The 15,279-nt window shown below is 59.5% G+C and carries 11 protein-coding genes; 7 read left to right on the top strand and 4 right to left on the bottom strand.

Translation table 11 applies throughout. The features are described from left to right. Positions 1-66 precede the first annotated feature (66 nt). Positions 67-1,185 (top strand): DUF1559 domain-containing protein, encoded by a 1,119-nt coding sequence (locus tag NA78x_RS25180; RefSeq protein ID WP_425615142.1) that lies wholly within the window; start codon positions 67-69, stop codon positions 1,183-1,185. Positions 1,186-1,763: 578 nt separating this feature from the next. Here the strand turns inward: NA78x_RS25180 and NA78x_RS25175 are convergent. The 4 genes from NA78x_RS25175 to NA78x_RS25160 form a co-directional block, all read right to left on the bottom strand. Continuing rightward, the gene (locus NA78x_RS25175; protein WP_425615141.1) at positions 1,764-3,230 is read right to left on the bottom strand and encodes a DUF1501 domain-containing protein; all 1,467 of its coding nucleotides are present in this window, start codon (positions 3,228-3,230) and stop codon (positions 1,764-1,766) included. A 682-nt stretch (positions 3,231-3,912) separates the two neighbouring features. Continuing rightward, positions 3,913-4,968, bottom strand: a complete 1,056-nt coding sequence (gene mtnA, locus NA78x_RS25170; protein ID WP_425615140.1) for an S-methyl-5-thioribose-1-phosphate isomerase — start codon at positions 4,966-4,968, stop codon at positions 3,913-3,915. Between the two features lie 39 nt (positions 4,969-5,007). Next, positions 5,008-6,105 carry an alanine dehydrogenase gene (ald, locus tag NA78x_RS25165; RefSeq protein ID WP_425615139.1) on the bottom strand — a complete coding sequence of 366 codons (1,098 nt, stop codon included), beginning with the start codon at positions 6,103-6,105 and terminating at the stop codon, positions 5,008-5,010. A 51-nt stretch (positions 6,106-6,156) separates the two neighbouring features. After that, positions 6,157-6,804, bottom strand: coding sequence for a ClpP family protease (locus tag NA78x_RS25160; protein ID WP_425615138.1), 648 nt, complete (start codon positions 6,802-6,804; stop codon positions 6,157-6,159). Between the two features lie 92 nt (positions 6,805-6,896). On the opposite strand from NA78x_RS25160, the gene NA78x_RS25155 reads away from it, so the two are divergent. The 6 genes from NA78x_RS25155 to tssH all read left to right on the top strand — a co-directional run bounded on the left by NA78x_RS25155 (position 6,897) and on the right by tssH (position 15,252). Then, a complete protein-coding gene (locus NA78x_RS25155) occupies positions 6,897-7,733 on the top strand; it encodes a DUF4339 domain-containing protein (RefSeq protein WP_425615137.1) in 837 nt (278 codons plus the stop codon). Position 7,734: 1 nt separating this feature from the next. Further along, positions 7,735-8,364, top strand: a complete 630-nt coding sequence (locus tag NA78x_RS25150) for a hypothetical protein (RefSeq protein ID WP_425615136.1) — start codon at positions 7,735-7,737, stop codon at positions 8,362-8,364. 351 nt (positions 8,365-8,715) lie between these two features. Then, the gene (tssE, locus tag NA78x_RS25145) at positions 8,716-9,195 is read left to right on the top strand and encodes a type VI secretion system baseplate subunit TssE (RefSeq protein ID WP_425615135.1); all 480 of its coding nucleotides are present in this window, start codon (positions 8,716-8,718) and stop codon (positions 9,193-9,195) included. Positions 9,196-9,208: 13 nt separating this feature from the next. Beyond that, complete coding sequence (tssF, locus tag NA78x_RS25140) at positions 9,209-11,065, top strand: type VI secretion system baseplate subunit TssF (RefSeq protein WP_425615134.1); 1,857 nt, start codon at positions 9,209-9,211, stop codon at positions 11,063-11,065. Next, positions 11,029-12,300 (top strand): type VI secretion system baseplate subunit TssG, encoded by a 1,272-nt coding sequence (tssG, locus tag NA78x_RS25135; protein ID WP_425615133.1) that lies wholly within the window; start codon positions 11,029-11,031, stop codon positions 12,298-12,300. Before tssF ends, tssG begins: the two co-directional genes overlap by 37 nt. Positions 12,301-12,450: 150 nt before the next feature. Beyond that, positions 12,451-15,252 carry a type VI secretion system ATPase TssH gene (gene tssH / locus NA78x_RS25130; RefSeq protein ID WP_425615132.1) on the top strand — a complete coding sequence of 934 codons (2,802 nt, stop codon included), beginning with the start codon at positions 12,451-12,453 and terminating at the stop codon, positions 15,250-15,252. Positions 15,253-15,279: the final 27 nt, after the last annotated feature.

Genomic DNA, 15,279 nt, shown 5'->3' with positions numbered 1-15,279 from the left:
GGCCGCTTGGTGAGGCACCAAGTCGGTCGTCTGTTTTTATTTATTCGTATTTCGGGGAACGGAAGCATGAAGAGAAGAGGCTTTACACTCGTCGAGTTGCTGGTGGTCATCGCGATCATCGGCGTACTCGTCGCACTGCTGCTACCAGCGGTGCAAGCGGCTCGCGAAGCTGCTCGTCGTATGCAATGTGGTAACAACGTCAAGCAATTGGCCTTGGGTTTGCAAAACTACCACGACACTTATCTGACACTCCCCTACGGTGCCCGCGTCCGCACCATCCCGACTGCCTACAACGCAGGCAGCATGGGTTCTTCGTGGCTGGTTGCCACGCTCCCTTTCTGCGAACAACAACCATTGTTCACCAAGATTCAAGCGGCCGACGTCGCAGGTTCCGACTATCGGACCGGTGTGGGCAATACGAATCCTGTGACCGGCACCTTGGGCGCCGCCAGCAACGCCAAGATCAAGTACATGCTGTGCCCATCGAGCCCTCTGCCAGAAACGCAGACCATCGGTACGTCCTGCATCATTGTCGTGCCCTCGTATGTCGGCATCATGGGTGGCACTAACGACACCCAAACCACCGGCCAGACTGTGACCGACACTCGCTATGCCTCGGGTCCAGTGGGTTCGGCCACCAGCACCACTCCGCAGCCAACCGGTGTGGCTGGTAACGGCATGTTGCCCATCAACGAATCGTTGTCGATGGCAGCTTGCACCGACGGCACGGCCAACACGATCATTGTCGGCGAAGTCGCGGATTGGTACTACACCGACGCTGCTGCTCGCTTGAATCCAGCCATGTCCATGGGTGGCGGCTGGCTCGCTGGTACGAGCTTGGGAGCCGGTGCCAATCAACAGGCTCCGCCTCAGAGCGTTCCCACGCTCTCGACGATCGCTGCTGACTCGGTTTACAACCTGGTTTCGGTCAGCCATCCAGTTGGTATCAACAATCGCCAAGGGACCGCAGACACTGCTCCCGCTCCTGGCGGCAACGGTGTGGGCGCTGTCGGCACTGGCGGTACCTCACTTGGTCTCAACAACCCTCTCCTCGCGGCTCACCCCGCTGGTGCGATGGTTGGCTTCATGGACGGCCACGTCCAGCTGTTGACCAAGTCGACTCCGACCTACGTCCTCAAGCGTCTCAGCATTCGTGACGACGGCGGCGTGATCCCAGAATTCTAATCGTGAATGAGCAGTCTTCTCGATTGCTCGCTCACCCAAAACACTAGCCCCGCGTTGACCAGTTCGACGCGGGGCTTTTTTGTTTCTTGTAGCCTCTCTCGCAGGCATTCGTCACACCGAGACGCTGGTGTTCGCCACGGGCCACATCCGTCGCACGTACGGACGTTGCCTTTCGCCACAGACTTCATCCGTCCCGTAAGGACGCTGGCTGTAGCCACCGGTTTCGCCCGTCCCGAAGGGACGCTGTGTGTAGCCACGGGTTTAGCGCCGATCGCTTCAGCGAGCGAAGCGTAACCCGTGGAAATCACGAATACGAAGCACCTCTTCGTCCCGGAGGGACGACGGAAGCCCCAAACATCCGGACCACCGTGTGCTGCGAATCTGCCCTTCAGCGTCCCTGCGGGACGGAGGGATCTGTTTGTGTCGCTAACCACGGGTTACACCCGTGGCTACACGCAGCGTCCCTTCGGGACGAATACCACGGGCTACACACAGCGTCCCTTCGGGACGAGATGCGAAGAGCGCATCCCTCCCGGGGCTATCATTAAGCCCGGGAGGATTCAGGCCAGCATGAACGCCTACGCGAACAGTTTGGTCACCGGGTCGGCCTTCACCAGCTCGCGAGGCTGATTGAGGTGGTTGTAGACGATGGTCTGCGGATTGATGCCGACGGCGTGATAGATGGTCGCCAGCAAGTCGATCGGATGGACCGGGGTTTCGAGCGGTGCCGAAGCGGTTTTGTCGCTCTTGCCGTACACTTCGCCCCGCTTGATCCCGGCACCAGCCACGACGGCTGTGTAGCAATAGGGCCAGTGATCGCGGCCATCGGCGCTGTTGCCGTTACCGCTGGTGCTCACACCTCGCTGCGGGCTGCGGCCGAATTCGCCGAGCGCCACCACAAGTGTCTCGTCGAGCAAACCACGTTGATCGAGATCTTCCAGCAAGGAACTCAGGCCCGAGTCGAGCATCGGGGCCGCTTGCTTCTTCATCCGGTCCGGCAAGCCGACGTGTACGTCCCACGAGTGGTTGTCGCTATTGGCCACCTTCGGCCAAATCACTTCCACCACGCGCGTGCCAGCTTCCACCAGGCGGCGAGCGAGCAAGCAGCATTGGCCGAACGTGTTGCGGCCGTACTTATCGCGGATGTCGTTCGATTCTTTGTTGATCGAAAACGCCTCGCGGGCCTTGCCCGACATAATCAGGTTCAGGGCCGAATCGTAGTACTTATCGAGGTCGTACTTGGCGACCGCCTTGTCGATTTCCGGCATCCCTTGATTCACCAGATCTCGCAGGCGAGCGCGGCGGTCGAGACGAGCCTCGGAGACTTCCGGCCGCAACGTCAGGTCGTCGACACGGATCTTTTCCATCTTGGCCATGTCCATGTCATCGCCTGGTGGAAACAGATAGTAGGGATCAAACGCGCGGCCCAAAAAGCCCGCGGTTCCCGCCTTGTTCACCACGTTGCTCTCTTGCAGCGGGCGAGGCATCATCACGAAGGGCAACATCGGCGTTTCTGGCGGCTTGAGCCGGACGATGTTGCTGCCGAACGTGGGATAATCTTTGGGCGAGGGAGGTTCCAGCTGGCCCGACGGGCTGACCTTATCGGCCGTGTAACCCGTGTGAATCTGATAGATGGCGGCCGTGTGGTTGAACAGGCCGACCGGCGTGTAGCTCATCGAGCGAATGAGGGACAGCTTGTCGGTGACTTTCGACAGGTTCGGCAGCAGTTCGGTCAGGTCCATGCCCGGCACTTTGCTGGGGATGGTCTTGAACACACTCTTCACGTTATCGGGAACATTTTCCTTGGGATCCCAGAGATCCAGATGGCTCGGGCCACCTTGCAAGTAGATCATGATCACGCTTTTGGCTTTGCCCCAACCGGGACCGCCTCCCGAGGTTGCTCCTTGGGCCGCTTGCGTTTTCAGCAGGCCCCCCAGGCTGAGCCCGAGAATGCCGGAACCACCCACGCGGAGAATATCGCGGCGGGTGACGCCCAAATGCGAATCGCACAGATCCTTGCCCGGTTGTCCAGGGATGCACAGCATCGTGAAAACTCCTAGCGGCGAGTCGGCAGAGCGGGGGAGGGAGATTCGCGGCCCAGCCTGACTGGCGGAGCGCAAACCCAATAGAGCAATATAGGTAGATCGGCGAACCGATGTCAATCTTTTGATGGATTTGGGGCAGATTCGGTTTGGGTCGCTCGCAGGGCAACGGACCTCAATACATTTCAGTAAATTATATAAAATTACGAAATACACGATTGACAATCAATCAGCACCATGAGCTAATGTCGGGACGTTCTCTCACAGTTTGGTGGTCGACGGAAAGTTCCCGCGTAACGCCGTTGGGTTACGTCGTGCGCGCGGAGCGGGGACGCTGGTGCGATGCGGGTGCCTGTCCAAGAGCCGTACCGGTTTTTGGACGTTTTGCTTCATCAGCGATGGACGGCTAGTCACCTCGGTGAGGAACGCAAGTGCCAACACGCTAAAGCAGGGGGTGTTCACAAACCTCGCTGCTTGCCACGGCGAAATGTGAGTATTCCTCGGGAATGGCGCGATCGGAGGTGGCCGCCGCGGGCCGGTTTGTGAACAAGTGCAGACCAGTCGCATGTTCGCGGCAGGTACTTACGGCCTGGCACTTACGGCGTGTCAGGCCAGGATTCGGGCGCAGTCCACAAGCACAGGTCTGTCAGCCGAGCTGAGTGTCGCCACGAAGTTCGTCGCGTATTCAGGCGAGCATCTTGCGAATGTTCTCTTCATTCACCGGGTCGATGACTCCCCGTTCGGTGATGATGCCGCGGATGAGCCTCGCGGGAGTCACGTCGAAGGCCGGGTTATAGACATTGATGCCGTCGGGAGCCGTTTGGCGGCCGAAGCCGTGCGTGATCTCGGTGCTGGCGCGTTGCTCGATGGGGATCAGGTCGCCAGTGGGCAGGGTGAGATCAAAAGTAGTCGTCGGCGCGGCGACATAAAACGGAATGCCGTGGGCGTGGGCGAGAACGGCGACGCTGTAGGTACCGATCTTGTTCGCCGTGTCGCCGTTGGCGGTGATACGATCAGCACCGACGACGACGGCTTGCACCTTCCCTTCGCGCATCACCTGGCCGGCCATGTTGTCGCAGATTAGCGTGGCATCGATGCCACGCTGGGACAGCTCCCACGCAGTGAGCCGCGCGCCTTGCAACAGTGGGCGAGTTTCGTCGACAAAGACCTTCAGCGATTTGCCCTGATCCTGGCAAGTGAAGAAGACCGAGAGGGCCGTGCCATATTCGGCCGTGGCGAGACCGCCGGCATTGCAGTGCGTCAGCACTCCGCTGCCGGCAGCGATCAGTGCCGCACCATGGCGGCCAATCGCGCGGCAGAGTTGCCGATCTTCTTCATGAATCGCCTTCGCTTCTTTCAAGAGCAACGCCGGAATTGCTTCGAGCGGTTGTTCTGCACGCAGCTTGTCGGCTGTGCGACGCATGCGGTCGAGCGCCCAGAAGAGATTCACTGCCGTGGGTCTGCTGCCAGCCAGATACTCGATGGTCTTGGTCAGGTGCGCATCGAAAGCTTCGGAGGATGTGCCGGCCACTTGCTGCAGGCCGAGCACGACGCCGTACGCGGCGGCAATGCCGATCGCCGGAGCACCGCGCACGCGCAGTTGCTTGATCGCTTCCCACACCGTTTCGACATTCGTGCAGTTAACCTCGACGAGTTCGAGCGGCAAGCGGGTCTGGTCAATGAGCGACAGCGAGCCTCGTTCGTCGCCGAGCCAACGCATGGTTTCAACAGGCTTGTTCATTGCAGATTGCAGATTTCAAATTGCAGATGGGGGAGAAAATCACGAAGCGAACGGCAGGCCAAACGTGTCCGCCACTGCGCGATACATCACCTTGCCGGCGCGAATGTTGACGGCAGTGGCAAGGGGCGGCAGTTCGCGGCAGGCATCGTCGATGCCGCGCTCGGCCAATTGCAGCACCCAAGGAAGGGTGACGTTGCACAAGGCGAAGGTGCTGGTGCGGCCAACAGCGCCGGGCATGTTGGTGACGCAGTAGTGCAGCACATCTTCTTCCATGTAGGTGGGATCGCTGTGGGTGGTCGGCCGGCTGGTCTCGATACAGCCTCCTTGATCGATGGCCACGTCGATAATGACACTGCCGGGCTTCATCACTTTCAGGTCTTGCCGCGTAACGAGCTTGGGGGCCCGAGCGCCGGGGATGAGGACCGCCCCGATGACTAGGTCTGCCAGACGCAGTTGCTGGCGAATCATGTGGCGATCGCTGTAGAGGACGTTGACGTTCGGCGGCATGATGTCGTCGAGGTAACGGAGGCGGTCCATGTTGACGTCGAGGATCGCAATATCGGCTTGAAAGCCGGCAGCAATCTTCGCGGCGTTCGCACCGACAATGCCGCCACCGAGAATCGTGATATGCGCGGGAGCAACGCCGGGAACACCCGCCAGCAAGATGCCCCGGCCCATTTGCGGCCGTTCGAGATACTTGGCCCCTTCCTGAATGCTCATGCGGCCGGCCACTTCGCTCATGGGAGTCAGCAGCGGCAAGCGACCTTGGGCATCGCGGAGCGTTTCGTAGGCCAGACAGGTAGCCCCGCTGGCGAGCATCACTTCGGTCAATTCGCGGCTGGCAGCGAAATGAAAGTAAGTAAATAGCGCCTGGCCCGGGCGAATGAGTGGCCACTCGGGCGGCAGCGGTTCTTTGACTTTGACGATCAGTTCTGCTTCGCCATAGACGTCGGCCGCGGTGCCGACGATGCGGGCACCCTGCTCTTGATATTCGGCATCGGTGATGCCGCTGCCAAGCCCCGCTCCCATTTCGAGCAGCACCTGATGGCCGGAGCGGACGAGCTCGTCGACGCCGACGGGCAACATGGCCACGCGGTACTCGTCTCGTTTGATCTCTCGCGGTACGCCGATGATCATCGTTGATTGCTCCTGGTTACGTGGGCAGGGAATCCGGTGCCGGTCTTGCCACTACACGCGGAATCCCGGTTTTTGTTTCTTGGGTTTCTCTTCCGGCGGCATCAATTCGCTGAGCGGAGAAAGTTCGATCAGTTCAGCCAGGTTCGCAGCGACCAGTTCGCGGCCGGTGACGTACCGCCCGGGATGGAGCCAGGGGCGAAGTTTTTCGAGCGGGACGTTGAATTGCTTGGCCAGCAGTTCGTCCATGTCTCGTTCCAAGTGCTCGAAGTGACGAGCCCATTCGGCTGCTTCCGAGATGAGGACGTGCTCTTCGCTCTGCCACTTCATGGGATGAAACAGCAGCACGCTATGAGGCGTGACGAGGCGGCGCTTGCAACTAGCAAACAGCCAAAGAGCCGCCGACGAGCATTCGCCAATCACGATGCCCGTCGCCTTTAACCCCCGCAGGGCGATCAAACCCGAGAGTGCCAGTGCTACATACGCGCTGCCGCCGGGCGAGTTGAAGTACAGCACGCACTCACCACCCGGAGGCACGCTGAGCAGTTTGTCGCTGAGGTCGGACTCTCGTTCGGTGAGATCGCCACAGATGGCCAGTTCGAGTGGGCCCTCGTCGGATGGTTCGGTTGTATCGTCGGTAGCGGTCATAGCGGGTAGCATTTCTTGGGCAATCTGCGGCAGATTCTGGCCGGAGGGGAGCAAGAGATTTTCATTTCTGCCGGCCGGGCATCTATAATAGCAATTGCGGCTGGGGAGGCGGGCAGGGGTTCGGAATAGACGGCGGGCGAGTGTTTATGGGGATTCGTTTTCATTGTCCAAACGGCCACAAGCTGAATGTGAAGTCGTTCTTGGCCGGCAAAAAGGGAGTTTGCCCCGATTGCGGCTCGAAGTTCCGCATTCCGCCCCACTCCGAACCGGGCCTCGGCGGTGACGAACCAGACGAGCAGCCCGTGGCGGCCACGCTGGCGGAACAGCCGGTCCACAATGCTCCACAGCCTGCAGCGCCCGTGCATTCGGCCCCTGCTGTAGCGCCCGTCGCCGCGATGCCGGTTGCCGGTTATGCTCCCGCCCCAGTGGCTGCGGCCGTTCCAACGGCCTCGTACGCTCGGCCGGCGGTTCCCGTAGGGGCTGTTCCCAGCGGAGTGCCCTTGCCGCAGATGCACGCGGGGCCACAGCCCGTGGCGTCATCGGCACCGCCTTACGCCATGCCAGCGCACTCGTTGCCTCCGCCGCCGCCGATGAACAACGGCCAGCGCGACCCGATCGCCGAGAATCCGCTAGCCACTTGGTTCGTTCGGCCACCCTCCGGAGGTCAGTTCGGACCAGCGCGGGGCGAAGTAATGCGCAAATGGCTGACCGAGGGACGCGTCACGGCCGATTCACTGGTTTGGCGTGAAGGCTGGACCGATTGGCTGTCGGCGACCGACGTCTTTCCTGCCATCGGCAAAGCCGCGACACCCGCGTATGGATCACCGGCGGCGGCTCCTCGGCCAAGCTCGGCAGCGCTGCCAGGGCGAAAGAAGTCGAGCGGCGCGATGGGGACGGCGATCCTGGTGCTGCTCGCGATTATCTGCGTAATCCTGGTTGCGGTCTTGGCTTTCGTGCTTTCCGGCGGCGCAGCAGCTACGTAGAATGACGGCACAACGTCTCCTATCGAATACGTTGCTCACCAACAACAACCTTCCGATCAAGGGCCTACCGATGCGCAGTGGTTTGTGGACTTCGGCAGTAATGATGTCCTGCCTGGCTGTTACCTCTTCTCTCTTCGCACAAGAAGCCACCAAGTTCACGGTCGGCGATGGCAAGCTGGAATTCAAAGCTCCTGCCTCGTGGGCCAAGAAGACGCCCAAGAACCGCATCATCGATGTCGAGTATGAAGTGCCAGCCGCCAAGGGAGATGACCTGGCGGGCCGCATGACTGTCATGGGCGCTGGCGGCACTGTCGAAGCCAACATCGATCGCTGGATTGGCCAGTTCGACCAACCGAACGGTGGCGACACGAAGGACAAGGCCAAGATCGAAAAGCTGAAGGTCAGCGGCCAGGATGTGCAGTGGGTCGATCTTTCCGGCACGTACAAAGACAACCCCGCCCCTTTCGCCGGTGGCAAGCCCGTGCTGCGAGAAAACTACCGCATGCTCGCCGCCATCGTACAGACCAAGGAATCGGGCAACTTCTTCCTGAAGTTCTACGGACCCAAGGCGACCGTTTCTGAAAATGAAAAAGCGTTCCGCGATTTGGTCGACAGCATGCAGGTGAAGTAACAGCTGCGGATTCATGAGCTGGAAGCGTCAGCGCCCGGAGAGTATCTGCTCTACCTTGGTCTGAAGAACTCCGGGCGCTGACGCTTCCGGCTCAGTAAAAAATGTCACCCAACAACCTCTCAGCCCAGGGCAGCCATGCTCCGGGCTGATTTTGTTGGCGGGCCTAACTTGCCGATAATGCCAGTCGTTCGTGGCCGGCACAGTCGGCACGCGCAGTATCGGCGGCTGAACCACCAAAGTTTTCCAGGATGACTACCCGCACGGTCGAATCAAACTTGGTTGAAAACGCAAAGCGGCCGCATGCTACAATCACCGCGCTCGTGTACAGCATCCAACGGAGCGATTTACAGCATGTCACGCGTTCCTTCGCACCATCGACTCCTTCCTTCGCTGCTCGATCGGCTGATCGAGCTCCAGCCTAACGAAGAGGCGACGTCGCAAAGTACGCAAGGACTATCGCTCAGCGAGTTGCAGGCGAATGTGCTCCGCGATGTGCAGTCGCTGCTGAATACGCGTCAGACATTTACCGAAGACATCGACGAAGAATCGGAGCTGCGCAAATCGTTAGTGACGTTCGGCCTGCCGGACATTTCGAACGTGAACCCCGATAATCTCCAGCAGCGAGCATCGATCCGCGCCTCGGTCGAGGAGGCAATTCGGCAGTTCGAACCGCGACTCACGAGCATTCGCGTTCGCGAGCAAGGCTATGCTGGTGCCGACCGTAGCTTGCGGTTGACGGTCGATGCGGTGCTGAAGGTGGAACCAAACCCGGTGCCGGTGCAGTTCGATACGGTGATCGAGAGTGGTACGAGTCAGTGGAAGGTGAAGTAAGGAACAGCCCCGCATGGCAACTCGCCTGGAACGCGAATACGAAAACGAACTGGTGTTCATTCGCCAGTTTGCGACGGAATTTGCGCGCGAGCGCCCGGGTATTGCCGGCAGGCTGATGGTCAGCGAAGACACCGGCGTCTCGCAAGATCCGCACGTCGAACGGATGATCGAAGCGTTCGCGTTTCTCACCGCCCGCGTACAAGTGAAACTCAAAGACGAGTTTCCCGAACTCACCGATGCTCTGCTGAACATTCTCTACCCGCATTACCTGGCCCCGATTCCATCGATGGCCATCGCGCAATTGCATCTCGATCGCGCGCAAGGCAACCTCACGACCGGGCAGGTCATCAAGCGGCATACCGAAATCTACTCGCGAGAAATCCAAGGACTCCCTTGCCGATTTCGCACCACTGCCGATACGGAACTCTGGCCGCTCGAAGTGGCCAAGGCGCGGTATGAAAGCGCACCGTTTGGCCGCGAAATTAGCGACATCGTCGATCCTCGCCGGCTGCGAGATGCCGAGTCGGCCATTCGCATTGAACTGAAGTCGTGGAGCGCTCATCCGCTGAAGAAGCTGGACCTGGCTCAGCTGCGGTTCTTCATCAGCGGCGATGCCCCGACGACGAATCAGCTGTATGAACTGATTTTCAATCACGCCGTGAGTGTGATGATTCGTATTCCCGATGTGATGCCGAAAGAAAGCTACACCTTTTTGCCGGCAAACTGTCTGCGCTCTGTCGGCTTTGGTCCCGACGAGGGAATGTTGCCCTACGGACCGCGCTCGCTGCCCGGCTATCGGCTGCTTACCGAGTTCTTTACATTCCCACAGAAGTTCCTGTTTTTCGATGTCACCGGTCTGTCTGCATTGCAAGGTCTGCCGGCCACCGATCAACTCGAAGTGGTCATTTTTTTGAACAGGACCGCGCCGCAGCTGGAAACGCGCATCAAGGCCGACACCTTTCGGCTGGGCTGCACGCCCATCGTGAACTTGTTCAAGCAATCGGCCGAGCCAATTCGGCTGACGCGTACCAAGACGCAGTACCCGCTTTATCCTGATATGCGCCGTTTGAATGCGATGGAGATCTACTCCATTGATGAAGTCGAGAGCATTCACCCCGAGACCAAAGAAACCATTGCCTATCGCCCGTTCTTCTCGTTTCAGCACGATTCCGACGCTGCTGGCGAACGAGCGTACTGGGCGCATCATCGCGTGCCTTCGATCAAAGCCGACGATCAAGGAACCGATGTCTTTTTGTCGCTCGTCGATTTGAACTTCAACCCGACGGTTCCCTCGGCCGAAGTGTTGTTGATTACCACGACCTGTACCAATCGCGATATTCCTGCGGACGCGCAAAAGACCGGCACGGCGGAATGGGGCTTTCAACTCACGGGGCAGTCGCCCGTTCGTAAGATCACCACGCCGGTGGAACCGACCCGGCCCTTGCGGTTAAAAGAAGCCGCCAATCGTTGGCGACTGATCTCGCACCTGTCACTCAATCACCTGTCGATCACCGGCGGGCCCGATGGTGCCGCAGCGCTTCGCGAACTGCTGCGACTGTATGACTACACCTCGTCGCAAACGACGGCACAGCTGATTGAAGGGATCACTTCGATCAACAGCGAGCGTGGCGTCGCGCCGATTCAAGATGCCAAGACGCGCGGCTTTTGTCGCGGGCTGGATGTCACCGTCACCTTTGACGACGAGAAGTATCCCGGCACAGGCTTCTTTCTGCTGGCCTGCGTCCTCGAACATTTTCTCGGACAATATTCCACGATCAATTCGTTTACGCGAATGATCGCCAAATCGAAACAGCGGGAATTTTGGGAGCGAAAATGGGCGCCGCGGACCGGCAACCTGACGCTGGCTTGAGCGAATGGCTCGGCCTGACGTCGACCAGCAAGGCCGCGCCGCACACCGGTTTGCCCGGCCTCGATCAACTGCTGCGCGATGAGCCGTATCGCTTTGAGTTCTTCGCGGCCATGCACTTGCTCACGCGCATTCGCCTGCTGCGGCCCGATGTCGATTTGGATGGCCAAGCCGAACTGATTCCCATTCGCTTTCGCGCCCACCAGTCGCTATCGTTCCCCGCGAGTGAGATTCACGACCTACGCGTACTGCCCAACGCCAAGCGTCCCATCGAAATGATGGTGACGTTCTTCGGACTGACGGGACCGATGGGGGCTTTGCCCCGGCACTATACCGAGTTGGTGATGGAGCGAATGCGCAAGCGCGATCATGTGCTGCGCGACTTTCTCGATGTCTTCAATCATCGCCTGATCTCGCTGTTTGCGGATGCCGGGCGGAAGTATCGCTTTTGGTTTGCCTACGAACAGGCCGTGCATATTGGCCGGATTCGCAAGACGCAGGGCTCACAGAAGTTTCGCGGCTTCGTGCTCGAAGATCGCCCGCGGATGGATCCGCTGTCGCAGAACCTGCTCGATCTGGGCGGACTCGGCACTTCGCTGCAACGCTACAAAGACATCGTGCGCGGCGCGCTCGCCAATCGGGTTGATATCGCCGACGAGACCTTTCGGCACTACGCTGGCTTGCTCTCGCAGTCGCATCGCAGCGGCTTAGGTCTCGAGCAACTGCTGAGCGGCTTCTTCGATACTCCGGTTAAGGTCCAGCAGTTCGTGGGGCAATGGCTTGAGTTGCCTGCTGAGTACCGCACGAGCTTGCCCGTCCGAGAAGCGATTCAACCACCAGGTTCGGACAAGACTGCCGCGAGCCCCAAGTCGCCGCCGAAGACGGCAATTCCGCGCTTGGGGCAGAATTCGGTGATCGGGTCGCGAATCTGGGAGGTCCAGGGAAAGTTTCGCATCAGCTTGGGGCCCCTTACTTATAAGCGGTTCTTAGACTACTTGCCGGTGGGCAATGCATTTCGCAAACTGGCACAGCTTACTCGGATTTATGTGCGCGGCGGCTTCGATTTTGACGTACAACCGACCTTGCTGGGGCCCGAAGTTCCCTGGTGTCGTTTGGGCGGCAACGAGACACCGGGAGCCAGGTTGGGTTGGAATACCTGGATTCGCAACGAGCCTTTTCGGAAGCCCGTCGATGATGCGGTGTTTCAAGTCGACAACAAGGTTTCTTTTGGCTCCTAAACGACGCTTTGTTCGCCAGTGGTGTGAATCTCCGTAACAAATCGAACCGTAATCCGCTGAAGATCTTTCGTCCCTCGACCTGTCGTACCTCACTGTTGCTCTTTCTCAACTTTCACTCGAATGCGGGGCGTCCCCTTGGGGACGAAACACGTGGCTCACAACCTGAAATCGCTGCTCGGCAAGCTCAATGAATATTGTCATCGCGCGCTGCTCAGCGGAGCCGCGGTCGCATCCTCAAAAAGCAACTACGAAATTGAATTGGAGCATTGGTTCTTTCAGCTGCTGGAAGCTCCGAACACCGATATCAGCCGCTTGCTGCGACATTTTGAGATCGACCAATCAAGGCTCGTCGGCGAACTGACCAAAGCCATCGAGCGCTTCAAGACTGGCAATGCGCGCGTCCCTGGCTTCTCCACGAAAATCGTCGACCTCATTCGCGAAGCCTGGCTGATTGCCTCCGTCGAATTTGGCGCCAGCAAGGTTCGCTCGGGGCACGTGCTGCAAGCCGTGCTCGCCACGCCCGATCTCGCCACGCTCATGCTCAGCAGCTTGCCCAAGCTGGGGACCATCGACGTCGCTCAGCTGCAAAAAGACATGCGCGATGTCACTTCCGGTTCGATTGAAGACGTACCCACCGCCAGCGAAGCGGGCAGCAGTGGCGGCGACTCCGGCCCGCAATTGGGTTCCGGCGGCAAGACTCCCGCGCTCGATCAGTTCACCATTGACCTCACCGCGCGAGCGCGCGACGGACAGATCGATCCGGTGCTCGGTCGCGATTTCGAGATTCGTCAACTCGTCGATATTCTGATGCGTCGTCGCCAAAACAACCCCATTCTTACGGGCGAAGCGGGCGTCGGCAAAACGGCCGTGGTGGAAGGCTTTGCGATTCGCATTGCGTCTGGCGATGTGCCGCCCATTCTGCAAAACGTGTCGCTCCGCTCGCTCGATCTGGGACTGCTGCAAGCCGGTGCAGGCGTAAAAGGCGAGTTCGAAAATCGCTTGAAGCAGGTGATTGCCGAAGTGAAAGCGTCGCCCAAGCCCATCATCTTGTTCATCGACGAGGCTCACACGCTCATTGGTGCTGGCGGCGCGGCTGGCCAGGGCGATGCGGCGAACATGCTGAAGCCGGCACTCGCTCGCGGTGAACTGCGCACCATCGCAGCGACGACCTGGTCGGAATACAAGAAGTACTTCGAAAAAGATGCCGCTCTAGCGCGACGCTTTCAAGTTGTCAAAGTCGAAGAGCCTGGTGAAGAGCAAGCCATCAACATGATGCGTGGCTTCACACCCACGCTCGAAGATCACCACGGCTTGCAAGTGCTCGACGAGGCGATTCGCGATGCCGTCAAGCTTTCCAGCCGCTACATCACCGGCCGGCAACTGCCCGATAAGTCGGTCAGCCTGCTCGATACGGCCGCTGCCCGCGTGGCCATCAGCCAGAACGCCACGCCCGGCCAGGTGGAAGATTCGCGCCGTCGCATCGAACAACTCAATCGGCAGATCGACGGGCTCTCGCGCGAGCACGCCATTGGTGGCGGCCACGATGAACTACTCACGCAATTGAAAGAAGAGCTCACCCAGACCGAAGCGAAGCTGAAAGCGCTCGACGAGCGCTGGCAGAAAGAACTCGCCCTGGTGACGCAGATTCGCGAGATTCGCGGCAAGATCGCCGCCGTTGTGTTGCCACCCAAACCCGGGAAGAAGAAAGACGCCAAGGGGAATGGCCAGCCTGCAGCAGTTGCTCCAGCAACGGCCGCTGCCACTGCACCTGCGGCGAAAGTGCCCGTGGGTGGCGCGGTTGGTCCGCAAGCTGCTGTCGCTGCCGATAGTGCGACAGCGACTCCGCCAACGGCTGAAGAACTGGCCCAGTTGCGTAAGGATCTCGATCTCAAGACCGTCGAACTCAAGAAACTGCAAGGCGAGAATCCGCTAATGCAGGTCTGTGTCGATTCGCAAACGATTGCCGAAGTGGTCTCTGGCTGGACAGGCATTCCTATCGGCAAGATGTTCACGGACGAGATCAAAACGGTTCTCAAGCTGAAAGAGAAGCTCGAAGAGCGAGTCATCGGCCAATCTCACGCACTCGATGCCCTCGGCCAACGCATTCGCACCGCCCGCGCGGGGCTCGTCGATCCGAACCGTCCCATCGGCGTGTTCATGATGGTCGGCCCGAGCGGCGTCGGTAAGACAGAAACGGCCCTGGCCCTCGCCGATATCCTCTACGGTGGTGACAAGAACATGGTCATCATCAACATGTCGGAGTATCAGGAAGCACACACGGTTTCCAGCCTGAAGGGTTCGCCTCCCGGGTACGTCGGCTATGGGGAAGGTGGCGTGCTAACCGAAGCTGTTCGCCGCAAGCCTTATAGCGTCGTGTTGCTCGACGAAGTCGAAAAGGCTCACAACGACGTGATGGAGCTGTTCTATCAGGTGTTTGATAAGGGGATGCTCGAAGATGCCGAAGGGCGCGAGATCGATTTCAAGAACACGGTCATTCTGCTCACCTCGAATGTCGGCACCGATGCCATCGCCAAGATGTGTGCCGATCCCGAAACTCGCCCCGATCCTACAGCCCTGGCCGAAGCGCTCCGTCCCGAGTTGCTGAAGGTCTTCAAGCCAGCGTTTCTCGGCCGCATGGTCGTCTGCCCGTACTATCCGCTGGCCGACGACGTGATGCGCGACATCATCAAGCTGAAACTTGGGCACATTGGCAAGCGACTCGCCGAGAACCATAAGGCCAAGTTCAGCTATGACGATGGGGTGGTCGAAGCGGTTCGCGAGCGCTGCCGCGAGGTGGAAAGCGGGGCTCGCAACGTCGACCATATCCTCACGGGTTCGATGCTCCCTGAGATTTCGCGCGAAGTGCTCGCCCGCATGGCGGAAGGGACGTCCATCAGCCGCGTCCACATCAAGCTGGACGATAAATCGCAATTTGCCTACGAGTTGGAATAGTCCGAGGGATGGGCATCCTGCCTGCCA

Source organism: Anatilimnocola aquadivae, assembly GCF_049819085.1.
Classification (GTDB): domain Bacteria; phylum Planctomycetota; class Planctomycetia; order Pirellulales; family Pirellulaceae; genus Anatilimnocola.
Note: the sequence above shows the minus strand (reverse complement) of the source record. Positions and strands in the feature narration are given on the sequence as shown.

Bases quoted from the DNA above. Each gene is read 5' to 3' on its own strand.
- NA78x_RS25150 (WP_425615136.1), top strand. From the start codon at position 7,735: ATGACGGCACAACGTCTCCTATCGAATACGTTGCTCACCAACAACAAC.
- tssG (WP_425615133.1), top strand. From the start codon at position 11,029: ATGGGCGCCGCGGACCGGCAACCTGACGCTGGCTTGAGCGAATGGCTC.
- ald (WP_425615139.1), bottom strand. From the start codon at position 6,105: ATGATCATCGGCGTACCGCGAGAGATCAAACGAGACGAGTACCGCGTG.
- NA78x_RS25175 (WP_425615141.1), bottom strand. From the start codon at position 3,230: ATGCTGTGCATCCCTGGACAACCGGGCAAGGATCTGTGCGATTCGCAT.
- tssE (WP_425615135.1), top strand. From the start codon at position 8,716: ATGTCACGCGTTCCTTCGCACCATCGACTCCTTCCTTCGCTGCTCGAT.
- NA78x_RS25155 (WP_425615137.1), top strand. From the start codon at position 6,897: ATGGGGATTCGTTTTCATTGTCCAAACGGCCACAAGCTGAATGTGAAG.
- tssF (WP_425615134.1), top strand. From the start codon at position 9,209: ATGGCAACTCGCCTGGAACGCGAATACGAAAACGAACTGGTGTTCATT.
- mtnA (WP_425615140.1), bottom strand. From the start codon at position 4,968: ATGAACAAGCCTGTTGAAACCATGCGTTGGCTCGGCGACGAACGAGGC.
- NA78x_RS25180 (WP_425615142.1), top strand. From the start codon at position 67: ATGAAGAGAAGAGGCTTTACACTCGTCGAGTTGCTGGTGGTCATCGCG.